General features: G+C 39.5%; 21 protein-coding genes. 5 read left to right on the forward strand and 16 right to left on the reverse strand.

From position 1 onward, the window contains the following. Window positions 1–2: 2 nt before the first annotated feature. The 11 genes from BM386_RS11570 to BM386_RS11620 form a co-directional block, all read right to left on the reverse strand. Entirely contained in the window at window positions 3–452 is a 450-nt protein-coding gene (locus tag BM386_RS11570; protein WP_091694076.1) for an SgcJ/EcaC family oxidoreductase, read from the reverse strand. Between the two features lie 73 nt (window positions 453–525). Further along, window positions 526–1275, reverse strand: coding sequence for a hypothetical protein (locus tag BM386_RS11575; RefSeq protein WP_091694079.1), 750 nt, complete (start codon window positions 1273–1275; stop codon window positions 526–528). Window positions 1276–1473: 198 nt separating this feature from the next. After that, window positions 1474–1794 carry a 2Fe-2S iron-sulfur cluster-binding protein gene (locus BM386_RS11580; RefSeq protein ID WP_091694082.1) on the reverse strand — a complete coding sequence of 107 codons (321 nt, stop codon included), beginning with the start codon at window positions 1792–1794 and terminating at the stop codon, window positions 1474–1476. 15 nt (window positions 1795–1809) lie between these two features. Further along, complete coding sequence (locus BM386_RS11585; RefSeq protein ID WP_091694084.1) at window positions 1810–2814, reverse strand: NAD(P)/FAD-dependent oxidoreductase; 1005 nt, start codon at window positions 2812–2814, stop codon at window positions 1810–1812. Between the two features lie 56 nt (window positions 2815–2870). Beyond that, window positions 2871–3320, reverse strand: coding sequence for a MarR family winged helix-turn-helix transcriptional regulator (locus tag BM386_RS11590; RefSeq protein WP_091694087.1), 450 nt, complete (start codon window positions 3318–3320; stop codon window positions 2871–2873). Between the two features lie 150 nt (window positions 3321–3470). Beyond that, window positions 3471–4733, reverse strand: coding sequence for a replication-associated recombination protein A (locus tag BM386_RS11595; protein ID WP_091694091.1), 1263 nt, complete (start codon window positions 4731–4733; stop codon window positions 3471–3473). A gap of 93 nt (window positions 4734–4826) precedes the next feature. Beyond that, window positions 4827–5099, reverse strand: a complete 273-nt coding sequence (locus BM386_RS11600) for a type II toxin-antitoxin system RelE/ParE family toxin (RefSeq protein ID WP_280141010.1) — start codon at window positions 5097–5099, stop codon at window positions 4827–4829. Window positions 5100–5116: 17 nt separating this feature from the next. Then, the gene (locus tag BM386_RS11605) at window positions 5117–5299 is read right to left on the reverse strand and encodes a hypothetical protein (protein ID WP_091694094.1); all 183 of its coding nucleotides are present in this window, start codon (window positions 5297–5299) and stop codon (window positions 5117–5119) included. A 56-nt stretch (window positions 5300–5355) separates the two neighbouring features. After that, complete coding sequence (locus BM386_RS11610) at window positions 5356–6372, reverse strand: threonine aldolase family protein (RefSeq protein ID WP_091694097.1); 1017 nt, start codon at window positions 6370–6372, stop codon at window positions 5356–5358. Beyond that, complete coding sequence (locus BM386_RS11615; protein ID WP_091694099.1) at window positions 6362–7330, reverse strand: glycerophosphodiester phosphodiesterase family protein; 969 nt, start codon at window positions 7328–7330, stop codon at window positions 6362–6364. The genes BM386_RS11610 and BM386_RS11615 overlap by 11 nt, the downstream gene beginning before the upstream one ends. Then, entirely contained in the window at window positions 7320–7778 is a 459-nt protein-coding gene (locus tag BM386_RS11620) for a DUF2721 domain-containing protein (protein ID WP_091694102.1), read from the reverse strand. Before BM386_RS11620 ends, BM386_RS11615 begins: the two co-directional genes overlap by 11 nt. 309 nt (window positions 7779–8087) lie before the next feature. On the opposite strand from BM386_RS11620, the gene BM386_RS11625 reads away from it, so the two are divergent. Then, complete coding sequence (locus BM386_RS11625) at window positions 8088–9269, forward strand: hypothetical protein (protein ID WP_091694105.1); 1182 nt, start codon at window positions 8088–8090, stop codon at window positions 9267–9269. A 532-nt stretch (window positions 9270–9801) separates the two neighbouring features. Here the strand turns inward: BM386_RS11625 and BM386_RS11635 are convergent. From BM386_RS11635 to lpdA, 3 genes are all read right to left on the reverse strand, one after another. Beyond that, entirely contained in the window at window positions 9802–10626 is an 825-nt protein-coding gene (locus BM386_RS11635) for an anti-sigma factor (RefSeq protein WP_091694109.1), read from the reverse strand. Continuing rightward, window positions 10626–11159: an RNA polymerase sigma factor gene (locus tag BM386_RS11640; RefSeq protein WP_091694111.1), complete on the reverse strand. Its 534-nt coding sequence runs from the start codon at window positions 11157–11159 to the stop codon at window positions 10626–10628. The genes BM386_RS11635 and BM386_RS11640 overlap by 1 nt, the downstream gene beginning before the upstream one ends. Before the next feature lie 90 nt (window positions 11160–11249). Continuing rightward, window positions 11250–12647: a dihydrolipoyl dehydrogenase gene (gene lpdA / locus BM386_RS11645; protein WP_091694114.1), complete on the reverse strand. Its 1398-nt coding sequence runs from the start codon at window positions 12645–12647 to the stop codon at window positions 11250–11252. Between the two features lie 296 nt (window positions 12648–12943). Between lpdA and fabG the strand changes: the two genes are divergently transcribed. After that, entirely contained in the window at window positions 12944–13690 is a 747-nt protein-coding gene (fabG, locus tag BM386_RS11650; protein ID WP_091694118.1) for a 3-oxoacyl-[acyl-carrier-protein] reductase, read from the forward strand. A gap of 368 nt (window positions 13691–14058) precedes the next feature. Here fabG and pyk read toward each other — a convergent pair whose 3' ends face one another. After that, the gene (gene pyk / locus BM386_RS11655) at window positions 14059–15483 is read right to left on the reverse strand and encodes a pyruvate kinase (RefSeq protein WP_091694121.1); all 1425 of its coding nucleotides are present in this window, start codon (window positions 15481–15483) and stop codon (window positions 14059–14061) included. Between the two features lie 7 nt (window positions 15484–15490). Then, window positions 15491–15919 (reverse strand): IPExxxVDY family protein, encoded by a 429-nt coding sequence (locus BM386_RS11660; RefSeq protein ID WP_091694123.1) that lies wholly within the window; start codon window positions 15917–15919, stop codon window positions 15491–15493. A gap of 152 nt (window positions 15920–16071) precedes the next feature. Here BM386_RS11660 and BM386_RS11665 point away from each other — a divergent pair, with 152 nt between their 5' ends. The 3 genes from BM386_RS11665 to rnc are packed head-to-tail and all read left to right on the forward strand — an operon-like array spanning window position 16072 to window position 18327. Further along, window positions 16072–16308 carry an acyl carrier protein gene (locus tag BM386_RS11665; protein WP_057940051.1) on the forward strand — a complete coding sequence of 79 codons (237 nt, stop codon included), beginning with the start codon at window positions 16072–16074 and terminating at the stop codon, window positions 16306–16308. 19 nt (window positions 16309–16327) lie between these two features. After that, window positions 16328–17578: a beta-ketoacyl-ACP synthase II gene (gene fabF / locus BM386_RS11670; protein WP_091694126.1), complete on the forward strand. Its 1251-nt coding sequence runs from the start codon at window positions 16328–16330 to the stop codon at window positions 17576–17578. An 8-nt stretch (window positions 17579–17586) separates the two neighbouring features. After that, on the forward strand, window positions 17587–18327 hold the full coding sequence (gene rnc / locus BM386_RS11675; protein WP_244545513.1) for a ribonuclease III: 741 nt from the start codon (window positions 17587–17589) through the stop codon (window positions 18325–18327). The last annotated feature ends 10 nt before the right edge of the window (window positions 18328–18337 follow it).

The following is an 18337-nucleotide window of genomic DNA, read 5'->3' on the forward strand; positions in this document are numbered from 1 at the left end:
TCTTAATTCCCCACTGGAAGCATATTTCGTATCGCGGAGATCTTCCATTGTTCTGTCTCCGTCACGACCACAAATGTGCTCCACATTTTCCGTACAATCCCAGAAGCATTTTTGATTTCATAGCGGGCATCTACAATAGCCGCGTCTGGATTCAAAAAGCGAATAGACTCCACTTTGAGTATTCGGTCTCCTGGGTTTTGAGCAGAACTTTCCATCATTCCTTTCACAGCCTCGTCTATTCCTTTGCGCCAAACTCCAGAGGAAACCAATTGATCCACATCTTCTACCAATATCTCCTTCAGCAACACTGTATCCTTTGTCTCCCTTGCAGTGGAATAGGAACCAATTAAATTAATTATCTCCTGAGATTCTCCTTTTGTATTCAAAGGATTTTGAGAGAAAGCTGAGGAGCTGATTAGAAGAAGGTATAATAGAAAAGGTAGGGTTTTCATGGGTTAAGAAGATATAGAGATCAGGTAAGTTACTTATTGAAATTTTAGGAACCACTTAAATTATCTAAATCCCCTATAAACTATTGGTACTCAAAAAGCTTTGGTATTCACCTTCTTCCGGATAAAAATACACTGGAACAATAACCTTTAGTTTCTCTTGAACTTCACTTTCTTCCTCAAAATACTTAATCTCCCAAGTAGATTGATAGAGCTCTTCTACAATTTCATCATCTAAGCCTATTCCAAAACCCTTGATCATTTTTACCTGAGAAGGATTGTTATGCCCATCAAGAACTACTTCAAAAAGAGCAAATTTTTCATTTAGTACAATCCCCTTTTTAGATTTCAGAAAATCATAAAAATTGGGTGATACTATCGGGAAATACCTTAATGTTAACGTGTTGTCATAAGCACTAATAGCACGAAGCACTTCAATATTTCGCCTGGTATTTCTATAATTTTTTTTGAGATTTATTTTGTAAGAACATGCACCAAATGAATACTTCTCCTTTCCAAATGAATTAGCAGCTATCACCAACTCAGATCCTTTCGGGAAATAAACCGAACAGGAACTTCCCATCTTTCCATCACTTCTACCTCTGATATAAATTGAAGTAAGCTTTTGGCCTTTGAACAACTCAATTAATTCTATATCCGCTTTGTAAATCTCATCCTGATTTTGGTTTGGATAGACTTCAACAATTTTAATGTGTGCAACGAAATCCGCCGAAATAAAACTTCCAGTAAGACCCACTGGCTCACAAACACAGGCAAAAGTCTGGTTTCCTGCAACAAATAAAAGCAATGCACATAAAAGTCTCATTGTCTTAAATTTAATAGAAACAAATTATTCCCGACAAGCTTTAAGGATTTTTAAGACATCCTTTATCTCTTTAACAAGTCCAGTTTCTGGTGATGCAGAACAACTGTGCCCTTTGTGTAACCTCCGCGAACTTTGTGGTTAAAAAAACAAAGCCACCCATTACTGAGTGGCTTTAAGAAAATTTAAGCTAGTAATCGCTTACTGATCTTCTCCTCTGAGTTTGAGTACAGAACCTTCCAATACATCACCAATTCGGATTTGACAGGCCAATCTGGAAGTTGGGAAGTATTCTGGCATGGTTTCCAACTGATCCAATTCCGGATCAGTGGCTTGTCCCAGCTCATCCTTGCCTTCCAAAACCTCGATATGACAGGTTCCGCACAAGGCCATACCTCCACAGGTAGCCAAAATTGGATATTCGTATGCTTTGAGGATTTCCATCAAATTGAAGCCCATATCATCTGGTGCTTCGCATTCTTGACGATTTCCTTCTTGATCTTCTACAGTGAAATTAACCATGCTGCAAAAATAGTATTAAAATGAATTTACACCATTAACGGTCGTGTATTTGAAGCTCAATTTCTGATCTGGATACACATATTTGAAAGCAGAATGCATCATGATCGCCGCTTCGTGGAAGCCACAAAGGATCAATTTCAGCTTCCCAGGATAGATATTGATATCACCGATGGCATAGATTCGATCCACTCCAGTAGAGTAATCTCGGGTATCTACTTCTATCGCATTTTTGTCAATACTCAATCCCCAATCTGCAATCGGACCAAGCTTAGGACTTAGACCAAATAGAGGAATCAGGTAATCTGCCTCCAATTTTATTTCAATTTTGGATTTGTCCACAAAAGTCACGGAATCCAGCTTGCCATTTCCACCCAACTCTTTCAAATTGGCAGAAAGGATCAAGTCGATTTTACCGTTATTGGCAAGATCAAACACTTTGGCAGCGGAATCAGGCGCTCCACGGAACGTCTCATTTCTATGTACTAGCGTTACTCTTTTGGCAACCTTAGAAAGGAAAATAGTCCAGTCCAACGCAGAATCTCCACCACCGGCAAGAACCACATTTTTGTCACGGAATGTCTCAGGATTTTTCACCATATAGGTGACTCCTTTGCCTTCAAACAACTCCAGATTTTCCACGACAGGCTTTCTAGGCTCAAAACATCCCAAGCCGCCTGCAATGACAATCACCTGTGCATGGACTTTTGTTTTGTCGCTAGTAGTCACAATGAAAGATCCATCCTCTTGCTTATCCAAGTGATCTACTCGCTCACCCAAGGTAAACGTAGGAGAAAATGGCTTCGCCTGCTCCATCAGGTTATCCACCAAATCCTGTGCATTCACCTCCGGATAACCCGGAATATCATAAATCGGCTTTTGTGGATAAATCTCCGAAAGCTGACCACCCACCTGAGGTAGGGCATCAATAAGATGACAGCGCATTTTCAGCAAACCAGCTTCGAATACTGCAAATAGGCCTACTGGGCCGGCTCCGATAATACAAAGGTCTGTATGGATCATGGTGTATGAAATTTGGGGTGCTTCCCCGGTTAAAAGTTTCCTTTTCTTAAACTTATTTAGTGATCAAGCGACTCTCCATTGAGATTTTGATAAATCGTATTGAGAATTCGTTTAAACTCTTCGAAATCATGAGGACTTAAATTCTCCCATGCTTTCTCCCTAATCTGAAGAATCTCCGGTCGTAAAGAAGTCACTTTCGAAACTCCAGTTTCAGTCAAATGCAACTGAAAACTACGACGATCCTGCGGATGTGGCACACGCTCCACATATCCCTTTTTGCAAAGCAAATCGATGATGCGGGTGAGCGTGGGATGGTCTTTAAAAACCATATTTGCCAATTCCGTCTGACTTAACAGATCATTTTCAGACAGGTTCTTCAGCACCAGCCACTGGTCCACAGTCACATCAAAATCTCCTGATTTGAACTGCTGCTGAGCATATTGCTTCACCTTACGGGCCGTTCGGTCCAATAGAAATGAATACTTAGAATATTGCTCTTGTGTCATACCAATAGTTAGTGTGACAAATATATAAAAAATATAAACGGACAATACAATTCTCTATTATTTTTATAGGGTTTATAGGTTTTATGATTGGAAGATTGAAAGATTGAAAGATTTGAAAATTGAGACTTGAATTTGAACATTGAAAATTTCTCAATATCCATATTTCCCTTGCCATTTCGAGCTAAGGTATCTCCTCAACTCATTTTCTCTGGCATTTTCTCCCGGGTCGTAAATCTTTAGCCCTTTTATTTCATCCGGTAAAAACTCTTGGTTCACAAAATTCCCGGGAAAATCATGTGAGTACTTATAAGCCTTTCCATAATTCAAATCCTTCATCAGTTTTGTCGGAGCATTGCGAAGATGAAGTGGAACAGACAAATCACCCTTTTCCCGAACCAATGCTTGAGCTTGATTGATAGCCATATAGGCGGCATTGCTTTTCTGAGAACTGGCCAGATAAGTCACGCACTGCGAAAGAATTATTCTGGACTCTGGATAGCCAATGATTTTCACTGCCTCGAAGCAATTCGTTGCCAAAAGCAAAGCATTAGGATTTGCATTACCGATATCTTCTGAAGCCAAAATCACCAATCTTCTGGCAATAAACTTTACATCCTCTCCCCCTTCGATCATTCGCGCAAGCCAATAAACAGCCGCATTGGGGTCGGAACCTCGGATTGATTTGATGAAAGCTGAAATAATATCGTAGTGTTGTTCGCCGGACTTATCATAAAGCGCCACTTTCTGCTGCGCAATCTGCATCACTTTTTCATCGGTGATCACAAATGGATCCTCGTTGATCCCATCGATTACGATTTCCAGCAGGTTAAGCAGCTTTCGTCCATCGCCCCCTGAAATACGAAGAAGTGCATCGGTTTCCTTCAGCTCTACTTTGATTTTCTTCAACTCAATATCCTGCTCCAACGCCTGATGAACCATGGCCTCAAGTTCAGCTTGGCCTAGGGAATTCAACGTAAATACCTGACATCTGGAGAGCAAAGCTGCATTGACTTCAAAGGAAGGGTTTTCCGTAGTGGCTCCAATTAGCCGTATAACTCCCTTTTCAACAGCCCCTAAAAGTGCATCCTGCTGAGACTTATTGAAACGGTGAATCTCATCTATGAAAAGTACCACACCCTGCTGAAATTTGGCTTTTTCAATTACTTCACGGATATCTTTCACTCCAGAGCTGATCGCACTCAGCGTGTAGAATGGCGCTTTGATTTCATTGGCGATGATGTTGGCTATAGTAGTTTTTCCCACCCCAGGAGGCCCCCAAAGTATCAAAGAAGGCACATTTCCTGATTTGATGGCTTTAAATAAAAATGACTTGGGAGAAGATAAATGCTCTTGCCCGATCAGATCTTCCAATCGGGTTGGTCGCATACGTTCTGCAAGAGGGGTGTTATTCATTTTGAAGAATCAAGAATCAAGAAGCAAGATAGGCAGAAATGGAAAAAGGCGCTTTCAGGCCTTATACTTTGACAACAGTTGTCTGAGCATTACTTATCCAAAAAGTGATAATTCTGAAAGAGGTTGTGAGCTTGGATGTACAGCAATAACATGCACCATCTCTACTTCAACAACCACATATATTATCCTTAAATTCTTATAAATAAGCTCTCTTACGCTTGTATTATTTAACTCTGGCACAACCCTACCAACATATGGAAAAGAAGCAATTAAGCTTTCATTTGAAAAAATTTGGTCTATTAATTTATTGGCAAATTTCGGTGAATGGAGTAAATAATATTCTCTGATAGAACATATATCATCAATAGCTTGTTTAGTTCATTTTACTTTGACCATTCCTCAATCATCTTTTTTGCTTCTTCTGTAGTAAAAGTCTCCCCATTTTTGGATTGATACAGGCCAATTTCAATTTTATTTAACAAGAGGAGTTTGTCCATTAAATCATCAATAGAAAACTCCTGGGGCATATTCTTTACTGCTTCAATAACCTTTTCGCGAGATATCATAATCGTAAGTTTCTTGAAATTACATAATAAAACGAAGACTTAATCAAAATGATTTATCATTTGATTGAAATCAATCGCTTCCCAAACTCTTCCAATTGATCATCTCCAAAATCCAGATGCGTCACAAATCTCACTAAATCAGGACCGAATTTGACAGCTTTGACATTCTGATCAGCAAGCTTTTTCATAAAATCTTCAGGGGAAACACGATCCAATCGGGCAATTACAATATTGGTGGCAACAGGAAAAACTTCAGAGACGAAGGACAACTTCAACAACATCTCTCCTAGTGCTCTAGCTCTTGCATGGTCTTCTGTCAAGCGCTGTGTATGATGATCAAGTGCATAAATCCCGGCAGCAGCTAAAAAGCCTGCTTGCCTCATTCCTCCACCCCATACTTTCCTCACTTTTCTAGCTCGTTTGATATCAGCTTTTGAACCCAGAAGCAGAGAACCAACCGGGCAACCCAAGCCTTTGCTAAGACAAATAGAAATTGTATCAAACTGAGCTCCCCAATTTGCTGGACTTTCGCCAGATTCTGCCAGCGCATTAAATAATCTCGCTCCATCTAAGTGCAATTTCAAACCGTTTGCTTTGCAAACTTCCTTGATTGGTTTGACCTCATCTAATGTATAAATACTTCCCCCACCCTTGTTCATCGTATTTTCCAAAGACACCAAAGTAGTCTCAGGCGCATGCACATCATCTGGATTGATCGCCGCCTTGACCTGATCCGCGGTCATTTTCCCCAAATTACCCTCAAGCAACTTCACAGAAGAAAGAGAATTTGACATGATTCCTCCGCCTTCATAGAGATATACATGAGAATATTTGTGGCAAATGACTTCAGTTTGAATGCGGGTATGAAGTCGGATTGCAATCTGATTTGTCATCGTCCCCGAAGGACAATAAAGTGCTGCTTCCATTCCAAAAAGCTTAGCAGCTTTCTCTTCCAATGCATTTACCGTTGGGTCTTCACCAAAAACATCGTCTCCTACAGGCGCAGAAAACATGGCCTCTTTCATCCCTGCTGTAGGTTTGGTAACCGTATCGCTTCTTAAGTCAATTATCATTTTTGAAATACTTGGATTTAGAACTTTTTGATGGTGCCAAAGTTTTAATAGCAGCCGCAGCTTCAATAGGACGATCCGTCGCTAAAATGTCAGCGCCTTTCTGTACAAAACTCGCATAAAGCTGATCTCCACGGGCAATCGCACTTTTGTCAAGGTTCCCTAGTACACCCAAAATAGTAAAAACCCCTTTGTCGTGAAGCGCTTTATTAAATTCCTGTGGACGCTCAGCAACTCCTGTAAAAGCAATGACTCGAGTCCATGGAATACCGGATTCTTCCATGCGTTGGATCTCCTCCATGTTTCGGATAGTAACCGATAGCATTAACTCAGGCGCCATGTCATGCAGCTTTTTGGCGGCTGCAAAGGAATAGGTGATCAAAGCTGCATGAGCTTCAGATCCTGTTTCCTTTATAGCTTCGATGATTTTTTCATAAGGAACCGACTGCTTGATATCAACCGTCAAGAGAGCTTTTCCTTTGGACCAGATCAGGGCTTCCTCTAAAGTTGGGACTTTGAAATCCGTTACTGTTCCCTCTTCATCTTTCAGAAAAAGGGCCTGAATCTCAGCATAAGTAGCATCAGAAACCAAACCTTTCCCAGTTGTCGTGCGATCCAGTTTATCATCATGCATCAGTACCAATACCCCGTCTTTGGTCATTGCCACGTCCAACTCGATAATTGTCGGCGTGTATTTCACGACATTGGCAAAGGTCTCTATGGCATTTTCAGGAAAGCCCGGATATGGCCCGCCCCGATGCGCAGACACCATAGGGATACGATCGGAAGTCCAGGTATAAAAATCCCGGGCCTCTTCTATGGTACCTATTTGGATGTAATTCTGAGATACTTTTTCTACTGTAGATTCTACAGCTACTAGTTCCTGTTGCTCTGCCGGCTTTTGACTACATGAACCAAAAACTAAAAGTATGAACGAAACCCACAAAAACTTATTCTTCATCTTTCTTCGTGTCTTTTTTGAATATAAAGTCTAGACCAGAGCTCCTTTTACGAAAGACTTCCTCCATGTCAGCCAATTCCAGATTGAGTGCTTTGGTGGATATCTGGATTTCTATCAAAGATATTCCAAGTGAAATCAGCAGAGACAACATACTTCCTACAAAAACCCAATTGGCCACCTGGGTATAACCCCGGAAAAGCAAATACATGCATATGATGCACAATAAAAAGCTAAATACTCCAAAAAGCTGCATGTTTTTGATGAGGGTAAGCCGTCTTCGTAGGTTATGAAGTTGCTCTACGATAATCCCTTCGTCAGGAGACTCCAGAAATTTCTTGTGCAATCCTCGAATCAAGCTCGCGATTGCCAGAAAACGATTGGTGTAAGCAAGCATCAAAAGTGTGATGGCCGAAAAAAGTAAGGCAGGCGTCGATAATTGAAGTTCCATAGGCGAAAGTTAATAGAATAAAGATGCTTCTATTTCCCGAAAATGAAAAAAAGCATAGAACCAGTCGCGATAAAAACTACCGTATAAAAAAACTGAGATAATATTTGGAAATCAAAAAAAAAAAAAAAAAAACAATTTGGTAAATAAAAAAAAAAAAAAAAAAACAATTTGGTTAATACCAGCATAAGATTACTTAGTTTATCAAAAGACCCACTCAAATTAAAGTGTTGATTAATAAACACATAGATCATTGCTGACAATTAGTAAACAAATAGTATTTTAATTTTTAAAGGAATTGAATAGATACAAATGAAAACTTTTATAAACGTAATAGCTTATATTTCGATTATTTCATTAACATTATTGACAAGTTTCTGCACTACAGATAACTCTGAAAAAAAAATATTACCTGAGTATGAATTAGTAGTTGAAGACACTATTTCAATTGATTACATTGGCAATTTAAGTGTTGTGGACTATCAGCAAGAATCCTCAAAGTATTTGGCAGTAGACAAGTCTAAAGGAAATCAAGTTATTTTGGTATTTAACGAAAAAAATGAAATCCTATCCAATTTTGATAATCTTAACGCGGGCAATAATTCATTTAAAGGGAGCTTGAATTCAATATCATTTTCTAAAAATAAAAATGAATTTCTAATTTTGAGTGATGCAGGTCTTTATTCATATGATTCTACGTGGCAAATTAAATTATTTCATAAAAACCCTAATTCTCAGCCAAAGTTTCTTAATCCTTATTTCAGTATAGAGCATTTTGATTATAAGGATAAAGTTTTTTTCATTTCTTCATACAATTTTGATGATGTTAATTTTAATTATCTTCAAAAAGAGTTTTTTCAGGAAATTCAAAACTTGACTCTAATAGACACCACAAGTGGTACTTTTGACACTTTCGTTCATTTTGAGCAAAATAGTCCTTATCTAAGTAAATCAAGGTTACTACCACCTTATATCACACACTTTTCATTTAATCATAAACATAGTAACTTAAATGTCCTGTATTCACAAGACCCGACTATTTACCAGTATCAATTTAATGGCAAAGAATTCATTCATATAAATTCATATAAACTTAACTTAGATGAGTTCAAACTAAATGAAGGAAATTATGAAAATGATGATTATGATGCCTTCAAAACAGCAATGGATTCAAGGATCAATAGAATGGTTTCTATTGAAGATAAAACCTACATAACCTATTTAAAAGCAATGAATCAAAGTAAATTTGAATCATTGGGAATTGACTATGGTGATTCCGAAGAATACAATCAATTTATATTTTCTAATTATGTAGAAGCCATTTCAATTTTCCAAAATGGGAAAAAAATAAGTAGAGATATTACTCTACCAGATTATTTAACAGGTCCACATGTAGTCATTGGCCCCAATAAACTACTAATGGCAGTACCAAAATTCAAATATGAATCTAGCAAAGAGGTATTTTATATAATTAATGTTTTACCTAAATTATAATTTATGAAAGTTCTAAAATCTATTCGCTTCTATTCAACAGTTGTTTTGTTGATCATTCTAAGTATGCCAGTCAGAAGTCAGGAATCATTAGATCCTTGCACCCCTCTTGGTCAATGTTTAAATATAGGGGTTCAGATAAATACGCCAGATTGGCCTCTTCCACTTATTTCGTGCCCAAACCCTTTGGGTACTAAACCATGTTGCACAACTTGTACTTAATAATTCGTTCAAAGTAGTGTTATAATTAACATCACCAAAAGGCTGTCCAGCTTCTGAGACAGCCTTTTTTTTATTTAGTTTTCTACCATATAGCATGTAATACAACTGTATTGGTTTTAGTTTAAATTTGATCCAACCTCGGATTTTCCATTTTACTTATAAGCTATTCCACAAAGCACGGATAATTTGAAACTCTCGGAGATTTGCTAATGAGAAAAGGGAGTTAAAAATGCTTCTATTTCCCGATAATGAAAAAAGCCTGCTCTTTTCAGAACAGGCAATTTTAAATTATATCATTTTAAATTTTAAATTCTCAAGTAACTTCTCCCAGCACAACCAGCTTCTCCAGTGTAGGCGCCTCAGATCCTCCTTTAGGTTCGATGGTAATAGCAAAAGCTCCGGCTTGTGCTACTGCTTCCATTTGCTGTAAAGTCAGTTTTTCACCTGAGTTGACCAAGCCTATTCCCACAGGACCGCCGTCTCCGATAGCCCAAAGCTGGTAATCAAACTCATCGCTCAGCTCATTCAAGGTATTCACAGCGATAAAGACTTCCTGCGCATTTTGATCCCAGAAGACATCTACTTTGGCATCTTTCTGCATTTCAAAACCTTCGCCTCTCATCTCCACACGCTTGAAGTCTCCAGCTATCATCTTATCAAGCTGAGAGTCTTTTTCCTGATATTCCTGCTTCACCTGATTCAGGTTGTCAGCCATTACGCTTTGATCCTGAAGTAAGGCAGTGAACTGGTCATTTCTTTCCTGATATTTATCAGCATAATAGAATGCTGCTCCTGAGGCTACGATTGCGGCAATAGATGCTGCTATCGCAAAAGGCTTCCAAGGACTGCTGATAGGCACGACTTTAGCGTCTGCAGGTACAGCTGTTGGCTTTGGAGCTTCTTTTAAAATAAAGTCATTCTCAAGAGTGGCAAAAATCTTATCCTTCACCTCCTGAGATGGAGCAACACCAGACATAGTATCAAAGGCAAACATCGTCTCCTCCAATTCATCCAACTCTCTCTGAATCTCGGGATAAATCTTAGCCAGGCTCAAAACCTCCTCACGCTCTCGCTCCGTCAACTCTCCCAAGAGGAAAAGCTCCAGTTTACCTGACGATATGTAAGATTGAATATCCACTAGATTCTTGCTACATTTTTTTTCAACACTTGTATTGCCGCTCTCACCCTAGACTTGACGGTGCCTAGAGGTATTTCGAATTCCTCCGAAACCTCTGAATGCGTATATCCCTTAAAGTAAATATACTCTACGATAAACTTTTGGTCATCATTGAGATCAATCATAAGTTCCCTCACTCCGATCCCGTCTATATGCTCCTGGGTGCCTGACTGGCTTTCCATTCCATATACGAAGTCATCTATTGTGTTGGTCTTACCGGATTGTGAAATTTCTTTGGAGCGAAGCTTATCGATGGCTGAATTACGACAAATATTGGCCATCCAAGTGTATAAACGCCCTTTTGACTCCTCGTAATGATCTATTTTCCTTGTGATTTTCACGAAGGAATCATGAAAAACTTCCTCTGCTATATCCTTATCAAACACAATTCTTGATATCACCGCATAGAGAGCTCTAGAGTATTTGTCATACAAATACTCTGTTGTCTTTCTGTCTTTTGCCCTTAGTCCGGCGATGAGTTGTTCTTCCTGCAAAAATTAGTGTTTTGAAAAATTCTTCCCTAAATGTAAAACACAAGACCTACACTTGTAAGTCTTGTGTCTATTATTTTTAAAATATTTATATCAAAGGTGGATCACCTCGTCATAAGCGGCGGCAGCTGCCTCCATAATAGCTTCTGACATGGTTGGGTGAGGATGCACGGTTTTGATCAATTCATGACCTGTGGTTTCCAGTTTACGAATAGCTACAATCTCAGCGATCATCTCCGTTACGTTAGACCCTATCATATGTGCGCCAAGTAATTCTCCGTATTTCTTATCGAACACCAATTTCACGAAACCGTCTTTTGCGCCAGCAGCAGATGCTTTGCCTGATGCTGAGAATGGGAATTTACCGATTCTCAACTCATAGCCTGCTTCTTTAGCTTTTGCTTCTGTCATACCCACAGAGGCAATTTCAGGAGAGCAATAGGTACAGCCTGGGATATTCCCGTAATCTAAGGGCTCAGGATTCTGACCAGCGATTTTCTCCACACAGATAATTCCTTCTGCAGAAGCTACGTGAGCCAAAGCTGGACCTGGAATCACATCACCGATAGCATAGTAGCCCGGCATGTTTGTTTTATAATATTCGTCAACTTTGATTTTGCCCTTATCTACCAAGATTCCAACATCTTCCAAACCAATATTCTCTAAGTTTGAAACTACGCCAGCAGCAGAAAGCACAATATCACATTCAAGTGTCTCCTCGCCTTTTGCGGTTTTCACAGTCACTTTACAGCCAGCGCCTTTGGTATCTACTGCAGTTACTTCAGACGAAGTCATGATAGTCATACCAGCTTTTTTATAAAGCTTCTCCAAAGTTTTGGAAACTTCAGCGTCTTCTACCGGCACGATTCTATCCAAAAATTCTACGATAGTCACTTCAGTGCCCATGGTTGCATAAAAATAGGCGAACTCAATTCCGATTGCACCGGAACCAACAACAACCATTTTCTTAGGCATTTTATCCAAAGTCATTGCATCACGGTAACCGATAATTTTCTTATTATCGATCTTCATAGAAGGAAGCTCACGAGATCTGGCACCAGTTGCGATAATGATGTTGTCTGCGGAATAGACAGTTTTCTTGTCTTCGCTGTCTGTAACTTCTACTTTTTTGCCTGGCTGGATTTTACCCCAACCTTTGATCACTTCGATCTTATTTTTCTTCATCAGGAAGGTTACTCCCTTGCTCATTCCATCAGCTACGCTTCGGCTTCTTTTGACGATACCGGTAAAATCAGCACTGGCATCTTTTACGGTAATGCCGTAGTCCGCCGCGTGATTGATGTACTCAAATACCTGAGCACTTTTCAATAAAGCTTTGGTGGGAATACAACCCCAGTTAAGACAAATACCACCCAATTCCGCAGCTTCTACCACGGCAGTTTTTAGACCGAGTTGGGAAGCACGGATAGCAGCCACATAGCCACCTGGTCCACTACCCACCACGATCACGTCAAATTTTGTCGAAGACATATCTATTTTGAGTTATTTTAAACGAGTTGAAACTATGCAAAAATAGGCCTTTTGGCTTCAGAAAAAAATTTGGTTTTAATCTCTATTTCAACGAAAAACACTAATATCAGCTATCTCAACAAGGTGTTTCCAATCAATATTTCACATAAAACTACATTTATAAAATTATATTTCTTACATAAGTAATTATACAAACTATTACCTATTATCAGTAGCGAATTACAAGGGAAATCAATTTTTGAATCGAAAGTTTTAGCTTTTTTTCTAATTTTGGCCAAACAAAATTTTAGAACTCCATGGGATTACTTTCAGGAAAAACGGCATTGATCACCGGCGCATCTAAAGGCATCGGAAGAGCAATCGCAATCAGATATGCACAAGAGGGCGCAAATGTCGCTTTTACTTTTTTGTCAAGTGTGGAAAAAGGCCAAACACTAGAAAGAGAATTAGCAGCTTATGGCATCAAAGCCAAAGGCTATAGATCTGATGCTTCGGACTTCAAAGCTGCTGAGGAACTGGTAAATTCTGTAGTTGCGGAATTTGGTGCATTAGACGTATTGATTAATAATGCAGGCATCACCCGCGACAACCTTTTGATGAGAATGACGGAGGAAGCTTGGGACGAAGTGATAGGAATCAACTTAAAATCTTGCTTCAACACCGTCAAAGCAGCAAACAGAACCATGATGAAAGCTAAGTCAGGATCCATCATCAATATCACTTCTGTAGTGGGTGTAAAAGGAAATGCCGGACAAGCTAACTACGCAGCTTCAAAAGCCGGTATCATTGGCTTCACAAAGTCTGTAGCGCTGGAACTTGGCTCTAGAAACATCAGATGCAATGCAATTGCTCCAGGGTTTATTGAAACTGAAATGACTGAAGTTCTGGACGAAAAAACTGTACAAGGCTGGAGAGATGGAATTCCTATGAAGCGTGGCGGAAGACCAGAAGAAGTGGCTGATGCTTGTGTATTTCTAGGATCTGAGATGAGTAGTTATATTTCAGGACAAGTGCTTCAAGTGAATGGTGCGATGCATACTTAAAAAAATTGAAATTTAATATTTGAAATTTGAGATTAGGCGGCTGGAGATATTCAGCCGTTTTTTTTGTGGAAAAAACATCCAAGTATATGTATATCCGCCTTTCTGCCAGTAAGTAGGCTAGGGCAATATAGAATATGTTAAACTTTAGAATTGCTGGTACTTCGGTCACCCGTCATCGGTCTCTCGTAGCTATCGGGACGACCAGATTAGCGAAGAATCTTAGGTAACTGGTAGCATTGCGGATAATCATATTCAAGTATTTCATTTGGGATTCAGTTAAAAATCCATCTCAGCTTCGCAAAAGTTCTAGAGCAAAAAAAGAGTCCCGATGGAATATCGAGACTCTCTAGTTAATATTTGAAAGAAACTTATTCTACGATGTGCACTTTCAGCATGTTGGTTCTACCATTTTCCTTTAGCGGCATACTTCCCGTATTAATGATAATATCCCCGGTTTTCACGTGATCATCACCTTTTAAGGTATTCTCAATATCTGTGAAAGTAGCATCAGTGGAAACTTGGTTTTCATAGAAATAGGCACGTACACCCCATACCAAACTCATCTGAGTAATTAATGGCTTATTTCTAGTGAACACAAAGATGCTCGCAGACGGTCTGTGAGACGCTATTCTAAATCCTGTAAAACCAGAGGAAGTAATTCCCACAATAGCTTTTGCTTTCACATTTCTAGAAAGTCTTGAGGCCATCAAAATCAAATTGTTGCTCAAGAAGGTATCGTCATCCTCTGGTATTTTATAAAGGTTGTGATAGATATCAGCATTTTCCTCTAAATAGCTAATGATACTGCTCATCGCCTTCACTGCATTTACTGGATATTTCCCAGAAGCAGTTTCCGCAGAAAGCATCACCGCATCAGCGCCATCCAAGACAGCATTTGCTACGTCATTGGTTTCTGCACGAGTTGGGCGAGGATTAGTAATCATGCTTTCCATCATTTGGGTGGCAATGATTACAGGCTTGCAGGCAAGCTTACACTTTTCTACTATTCTCTTTTGCCAAAGCGGAACGATTTCCATAGGAACTTCCACTCCCAAGTCACCACGAGCCACCATGATCGCATCAGTAGCATCGATGATCGCATCGATATTATCTAGCGCTTCAGGCTTTTCTATCTTAGCAACGATCTTACAAACTTTTCCTTTTGCTTCGATTCTTTCTCTTAGGTCAATAATATCTTCCGCTGATCTTACAAAAGAAAGAGCGATCCAATCAACTTCTTGCTCAAGACCAAAAGCCAGATCTTCAATGTCTTTCTCAGTCAATGAAGGAGCACTAACTTTAGTATTAGGGAGGTTGATGCCTTTTCTTGATTTTAAGATACCGCCGTGGATTACTGTACAATTGACATTTTTGCCATCTGTGTCATTCACCCTTACCTCCAAATTACCATCGTCGATCAGGATTCTATCTCCACTGACTACATCGTTTGGAAGGTTCTGATAGACTGTACTTACTAAATGGCTTGTTCCTATGACAGGATCATTAGTGATTGTGATCAATTCTCCTGGCTTGATCTCTACCCCGTTGTTCTCTACTTCACCAACTCGGATTTTCGGACCCTGAAGGTCTTGAAGAATACCAAGGTTTAATCCTTCATCTTTATTGATTTTTCTAATTATCGCAGCTACTTCGGCATGGATATCATGTGTACCATGGGAAAAATTCAATCGAAACACATTTGCACCAGCAGCTGCCAAGCTTTTGATGGTTTCGTAATTATTTGAAGCAGGGCCTATAGTTGCTAGAATTTTTGTCTTATTGAATTGGCTCATTAGGGGATTAATAAGTTAATAGGTTTTCTTTTGATTTAAGTTTGCTTACATCCAGCTTCATCACGTTTTGAACGTAGCGATTTTTTGCCAGCTGGTTCGCAAATGTATTAATACTTATTTGAAAGGTCTCGTCTTGAACCAAAAGGAAATAGTCCATTGATTTCAATTCCGGGATTAAATATGATACTTGATTTGTTGAGTTAAGGGCCTTATTCCGCAAAAGTTGAACAAATCCATGAGGTAAAGAAAGGAAATATTGAGAGATTTTCAGGCTTGGAAGGGTCATAAATTCCAATAAAAGATCATCAGATTTAATTAGGTTCAAGTCTAAATCCCTGTTGATGAGCCAGGCCATTTTATAGTCCTTAACAGGCGATACAAGCCCCAAAAGCTCGAAATCATAGGTATGTTCAATTAGTAACTTGGCCTTCTTCATGCAGTGAAAAAATCAATGGAAACAAAGTTAGAAAATATAATTCAACTTCAAGGGTCTGTCTTTTGCTTAAAAATTTACTTGAATCTTTTCTTTGCCAATTAGGCATTAAATATATTTCTTTGCGAAGTGTTATTAACTAAACTGATCACAAAATGTCTGAAATTGCACAAAAAGTAAAAGCCATCATCGTTGACAAACTTGGCGTAGAAGAGTCTGAAGTAACTTTGGAGGCGAGCTTTACCAATGATCTTGGTGCTGATTCTCTTGATACTGTAGAATTGATTATGGAATTCGAAAAAGAATTCAACATCTCTATTCCTGATGATCAGGCTGAGCAAATCGGTACTGTAGGACAAGCAGTTACCTACTTGGAAGCTAACGTAAAATAATAATTCCTAAATTCATTCTATGAATTTAAAAAGAGTTGTTGTAACAGGTATAGGTGCCCTCACACCAATAGGCAATACCGCAGAGGAATTCTGGAACGGTCTGGCTAATGGTGTGAGCGGTGCTGCGCCGATTACCAAATTCGATGCTTCACTTTTCAAAACCCAATTTGCCTGCGAGGTCAAAAACCTAGACGTCGAGCAATTTATTGACAGAAAAGAAGCTCGGAAAATGGATCCTTTCACCCAGTATGCCATGATTTCAGCTGATGAAGCCATGAAAGATTCGGGATTGGATCTTGAAAAAATCGATAAATCAAGAGCTGGAGTAATCTTTGGATCTGGAATCGGAGGGTTAAAAACCTTTCAGGATGAAGTGACTACCTTCTCCACAGGAGATGGGACACCACGATTCAATCCATTCTTTATTCCCAAGATGATCGCTGATATCAGCGCCGGTTTTCTATCAATTAAATATGGTTTTCGCGGTCCAAACTTTGTAACAGTTTCTGCCTGCGCCTCCGGTACCAATGCCCTTATTGATGCTTTCACATACATCAGAATGGGCAAAGCTGATATTTTCATCAGTGGGGGATCAGAAGCAGCAGTTACCGAAGCAGGTATTGGTGGATTCAATGCTATGAAGGCGCTATCCCAAAGGAATGATTCTCCGGAAACTGCCTCCCGACCTTTTGATAAGGATCGTGATGGATTTGTTCTGGGCGAAGGAGCTGGCACATTGATTCTGGAAGAATTAGAACATGCAAAAGCACGTGGAGCCAAAATCTATGCAGAACTTGTAGGTGGAGGAATGACTGCTGATGCACACCATATCACAGCCCCACATCCAGAAGGTTTGGGAGCAAGCGATGTGATGAAAATTGCGTTGGAAGATGCAGGATTGAAACCAGAAGACATTGATTACATCAACGTCCACGGTACATCTACCCCACTTGGTGATGTAGGTGAAATCAAGGCTATTCAGAAAATCTTCGGAGAGCACGCGTACAAGCTTAACATTAGTAGTACAAAGTCAATGACTGGTCATTTGCTGGGTGCGGCAGGAGCTATTGAAGCTATCGCCTGTATCTTTGCCATGAATAAAGGAATTGTACCTCCTACGATCAATCATTTCGAAGATGATGAAGGGTTTGACCCGAAATTGAACTTAACATTTAACACAGCGCAGAAGAGAGAGATAAACTATGCGTTGAGCAATACATTTGGATTTGGTGGACATAACTGTTCAGTAATCTTCAAAAAATATAATTAATCTGGATTTTGAAATTATTTCAAAGACTCGGATTCTCTCATCTCTTCTACAGTGAAAAAGACAAAAGGCTTGCTGCCTCCATCAGATTGATGACGGGGAGCAGGCCTTTTAATTTATCATTGTACAAACTAGCGCTTACCCCCTCCAGTCTAGGTGAAGAGACTTCACAAGGATTCCGACTTTCAAACGAACGCTTAGAATTTCTGGGAGATGCTATTCTAGGGGCCGTAATCGCTGAATTCCTTTTCCAAAAATTCCCGTTTCGCGACGAAGGTTTCCTTACTGAGACCCGATCTAAGCTTGTAAACAGAGAGACACTAAACGATACCGGAATTAAAATCGGGTTGCGTCGGGCGCTTGACATGGAGCTTGGGGAGCGAAGTTTTACAGGCAATAAATCACTCTATGGTGATATGCTTGAGGCATTCCTTGGGGCTGTTTACCTTGACAAGGGCTACCATTTCACTAAGAGTTTCATCACCCATAGAATCCTACTTCACTTTGATGTGGAAAGTATGATCGCTACTACCACCAATTACAAAAGTAAAATCATCGAGTGGTCACAAAAGGAAAATAAGCAAGTAGAATTTTTAGTCCTTAGTGTCACTGGTAATCAACGTTTCAAGGAGTTTAAAGTCGCTTTACAAGTAGGAGGAGAAGAAGTAGCACAGGGAAAAGGAAGTACCAAAAAGAAAGCCGAGCAGGAAGCCTCCAAAAATGCCTGCGAAACACTAAGAATTGCCACATAGCTGAGTAATT

Origin of the sequence: Algoriphagus locisalis (genome assembly GCF_900116615.1) — a bacterium.
GTDB classification, from domain to species: Bacteria; Bacteroidota; Bacteroidia; order Cytophagales; family Cyclobacteriaceae; genus Algoriphagus; species Algoriphagus locisalis.